Origin of the sequence: Bradyrhizobium sp. PRIMUS42 (assembly GCF_023006515.1) — a bacterium.
Lineage (GTDB): Bacteria > Pseudomonadota > Alphaproteobacteria > Rhizobiales > Xanthobacteraceae > Bradyrhizobium.
Genome location: NZ_JALBGZ010001540.1, coordinates 1 through 513, shown reverse-complemented (window position 1 = coordinate 513; position 513 = coordinate 1). Strand labels below are relative to the sequence as shown.

At 67.1% G+C, this 513-nt stretch carries 1 protein-coding gene; it reads right to left on the bottom strand.

The genetic code is table 11. From position 1 onward, the window contains the following. Nucleotides 1-513: 4-hydroxy-tetrahydrodipicolinate reductase (dapB, locus tag MOV75_RS41520; protein WP_247008680.1), on the bottom strand; the 513-nt coding region annotated here is incomplete at both ends.

Below are 513 nucleotides of genomic sequence, written 5' to 3'. Positions count from 1 at the left end.
ATATTGCCCGGCCTGCGCGCTCCGGTGATGCCGTCACGGCCGCGCTCGGAATGGTCATCGAGGGTGACGCCGCGGCCGCTGGCGGCGGCCTGGCCCAGCATCAGCGCAGTGCCCGAGGGTGCGTCGACCTTCATGCGATGATGGGTTTCGACGATCTCGATATCGAAGGTTTCATCGAGCGCCTTGGCGACGCGCTTGACCACCGCGGCCAGCAGATTGACGCCGAGGCTCATATTGCCCGATTGCACCACGACGGCGCGATTGGTGACGCTCTTGATCACGGCATTGTCGGAGCCCGACAGCCCGGTGGTGCCGACGACATGGACGATGCCCCGCTCGGCCGCGATTGCGACATTGGCGATGGTCGCGGCCGGTACGGTGAAATCGAGGATGCCGTCGGCCTCCTTCGACATCGCCCAGAGATCGGCCGACAGCTTGATGCCGTTGGCGGGCAGGCCTGCAAGCACGCCGGCATCCTTGCCGAGCAGCTCGGAGCCCGGCGCCTCCAGCGCG